The sequence below is a fragment of the Tahibacter sp. genome, assembly GCF_035481375.1.
Classification (GTDB): Bacteria; Pseudomonadota; Gammaproteobacteria; order Xanthomonadales; family Rhodanobacteraceae; genus Tahibacter.
This window is the reverse complement of sequence record NZ_DATIGT010000245.1, coordinates 1-3,378: the sequence shown is the minus strand read 5'-3', so window position 1 is coordinate 3,378 and position 3,378 is coordinate 1. Positions and strand designations below refer to the sequence as shown.

Sequence of the window (3,378 nt, the reverse complement as noted above, 5' to 3'; positions counted from 1 at the left end):
CTCGCGAACAGAGCCGGGCCGACTTCCGCGGCCGACCGCGCGATCAGCTGCCAGCGTTCTTCGGCCGCGGGTTCGGTGCCCTGCGTTGCTCGCCGGCGTTCGAGATGCCTGTGCGCATTCTCGATCATGACGACCGCGGCGTCGACCATCGCGCCGACGGCGATCGCGATGCCGCCGAGCGACAGCAGGTTTGCGGAGATGCCCTGCAGGCGCATGACGACGAAGGCCGCGAGCACGCCGAGCGGCAGTACCACGACCGCGACGAGGGCCGAGCGCAGGTGCCGGAGAAACAGCGCGCAGACCAGCGCGACGGCGAGGAACTCCTCGCCGAGCTTGCGTGCGAGATTGCGCACGGCGTCGAGGACCAGCGTCGAGCGGTCGTAGACCGGAACGATCTCGACGCCGTCGGGCAGGCCGGCCTGCACCTGCGCGAGCCGCGCCTTGACGCGATCGATGGCGGCCGGCGCGTCCTTGCCGGTGCGCAGCACGATCACGCCACCGGCGACTTCGCCTTCGCCGTCCAGTTCGGCCACGCCGCGACGGAACGTCGGCCCGCGCGAGATCGTCGCGACGTCGCCGAGCAGCACCGGCACGCCGTCGCTGGCGACGATCGGTACGCGCGCGAAGTCGCTTTCGCTGCGCAGCCAGCCTTCGCTGCGCACCATGAGCTCGGTTTCGCCCTGCTCGATGACGGAACCGCCGGTCGCACCGTTTGCCGCGTCGACGGCGGCGACGAGCTGCGCGACGGTGAGGCCGCGTGCGGCCAGCGCGGCGGGGTCGGGAACGACCTGCCACCCGCGCACCGCGCCGCCGACGCTCGCGACTTCGGCGACGTCGGGCACGGTCTTCAGTTCGTAGCGCAGGAACCAGTCCTGCAGCGCGCGCAACTGCCCGAGGTCGTGCCGGCCGCTGCGGTCGACGAGCGCGTACTGGTAGATCCAGCCCAGGCCGGTCGCGTCCGGGCCGAGCGCCGGGGTCACGCCGCGCGGCAGCCGCTCGCGCGCCTGGCTCAGGTATTCGAGCACGCGCGAACGCGCCCAGTACGGGTCGGTCGCGTCGTCGAACAGCACGTAGACGAACGAGTCGCCGAAGAATGAAAAGCCGCGCACGGCCTTGACGCCGGGCACCGACAGCATCGTCGTCGCGAGCGGATAGGTGACCTGGTCCTCGACGATGCGCGGCGCCTGGCCCGGCCATGCGGTGCGGAGGATGACCTGGGTGTCCGAAAGATCGGGCAGCGCGTCGAGCGGGGTCCCGCGGATCGCCCAGAGCCCGGCGAGCGCGAGCGAGGCGGCGGCGGTCAGCACGATGCCGCGGCGCGCGATGCAAAGACGGATCAGCCGCGCGATCACGGCTGCGCTCCGCGCGGCGCGGCATCGTCGACGGTGCAGTCCGCGTCGGCCTCGGGGGCGAATTTCGGCACGAGCGCCGAGTCCATGAACGGCGATCCGCCGGGCGCGTCGAAATGCTGGGCCGGCACCGTCGGGTCGTACCAGTACAGCACGGGGCAGCGACGCGGCGCGTCCATTTCGTCCGGTTCGCCGAGGCGCGCGAGCGCGCCGGAAAGGTTCGCCTCGGAATCGATGAGGAACTGGCCCGACACGACGACCCGCTCGCCGCCGCGCAGTCCGGCCAGGATTTCGGTGCGCCCGCCGCCGCTGCGCCCGGTCTGCACGGCTAGGGGCCGGAAGCGTCCGTCATCGTCGCGCACGATCACGCGGCCGTCGCTGCCGGTTGCCAGCAGGGCTTCGCTCGGCACCAGCGGGCGCGGTGTATCGGCGTCGGGCTGCAGCGACGCCTCGGCGAACTGGCCGGCGGCGAGTTCTCCGCCGGGATTGCGCAGCACGATACGCGCGCGCTGCGTGCGCGTCGCCGGATCGACCTGCGGCAGCAGCGCGTCGACGTCGCCTGCGAAGCGGCGGCCGGGCAGCGCGGCGACGATCGCCTGCGCCGGCGTGCCCGCGCGCACGTGCGCAACCGCGGACTGAGGCACGGCCGCGTCGAGCCACACGGTTTCCGTGCCGTTGATCCGGAACAACGGCGTGCCCGGCATGACGGTCTGACCTTCGCGCACGGTGATTTCCGTCACGATGCCGTCGGCGTCTGCGCGCAGGATCACGCTGCCGTCGTCGTTCGCGCCCCCGCGCGGCACGCCAAGCGCGCGCAGGCGCCGGTCGGCGGCCTCGCGCAATGCGCGCGCCGCGGGCGAGTCTGCGTCGTGCAGGGCGCGCGCTTCGGCAAGCGCGCTGCTCCAGGCCGGTACGCGCAGCGTCGCGAGCGCCTGGCCCTTGCGCACGCGCGAATACGGCGTCTTCAGCGCGAGCTGCGTGACGAGCCCCTCGGCGCGCGCGACCACGACCGATTCGCGACGCAGGTCCCAGGACAGCGTGCCCGGTACGCGCACCGCGGCGGCGATGCGGCCGGTTTCCACGGTGGCGGTGCGCAGGCCGACGCTCTGCTGCACGCTCGCGTCGATGCGCACGCCGCCAGCGGCCGCTCCGTCGGCATATTTGGGGACAAGTTCCATGTCCATGAACGGCGACCTGCCCGGCTTGTCGAAGTGCCGGCCGGGCACCATCGGGTCGTGCCAGTACAGCACGCGACGCCCGGCGGTGCCGGCGGCCGATGCCGGGTCGGCCGCCGCCGGTGCCTGCGACCGCAGCGCGGCGCGATAGCCCGCGAGCGCTCCGATCCCGAGCAATGCCGCCGCGGCGACTGCGGCAACGATGCGTTCTGCGAAGGTCTTCATGGCGCGTTCCCCTCGGCCGGCAGCAGGTAGGCGAGCGCGGCCCAGGCGCGCCCGAGTTGTTCCAGATGACGCGCGTGTCCGGCCTGCAGTTCGAGTTCGTCACGGCGCGCCTGCAGCCACGGTTCGAGTTCGGCGCCGCCGGCGTAGGCGGCGAGCGCGACCTGGACGCGATCGCGCGCGAGCGGCAGCGCCTGGGCTTCCCCGCGCGCGATCTGACGCGCGAGTCCGTCCCACTCGGCCAGCGTGCGGCGCACGAATTCCTGCTGGGCCAGACGCGCATCGGCGCGTTCGGCCTCGACCGCGTCGCGCCCGGCACGCCGCGCGGCGATGCCGCGGTCCTGCCGCGTCCGCGCAGATACCGGCAGGCCGATCGCGAATTCGACCATGAGCAGATCGCTGCGCGGCATGCCCTCGGGCGTGCGCGATCGCCGCCCGTAGCTGACGCCGAGACTCCAGTCAGGCCGCCTTTCGGCCGCCGCCGCGGCGACCTCGGCATCGGCCACGGCCGCGCGCGCGTCCCAGGACAGCAGCGGCGCCTGCCGATCGATCGAAGCGAGCAGCGCGGCCGGCGCGGTCGGCAGCTTGGTCAGATCGGGCGGTGTCCCGACTGCGGCGAGATCGGACGGATC

The 3,378-nt window shown here is 73.3% G+C and carries 3 protein-coding genes; all 3 read right to left on the bottom strand.

Going from position 1 to position 3,378, the window contains the following annotated elements; genetic code table 11:
* Positions 1-1,352: efflux RND transporter permease subunit (locus VLF18_RS16220; protein WP_325280670.1), on the bottom strand; the 1,352-nt coding region annotated here is incomplete at its 3' end.
* The gene (locus VLF18_RS16210; RefSeq protein WP_345786056.1) at positions 1,349-2,749 is read right to left on the bottom strand and encodes an efflux RND transporter periplasmic adaptor subunit; all 1,401 of its coding nucleotides are present in this window, start codon (positions 2,747-2,749) and stop codon (positions 1,349-1,351) included. The genes VLF18_RS16210 and VLF18_RS16220, both read right to left, overlap by 4 nt.
* Positions 2,746-3,378, bottom strand: a 633-nt coding sequence (locus VLF18_RS16205; RefSeq protein WP_325280669.1) for a TolC family protein, incomplete at its 5' end; no start/stop codon positions are given. The genes VLF18_RS16205 and VLF18_RS16210, both read right to left, overlap by 4 nt.

Coding starts and splice junctions, on each gene's coding strand:
- VLF18_RS16210 (WP_345786056.1), bottom strand. CDS start 2,749: ATGAAGACCTTCGCAGAACGCATCGTTGCCGCAGTCGCCGCGGCGGCA.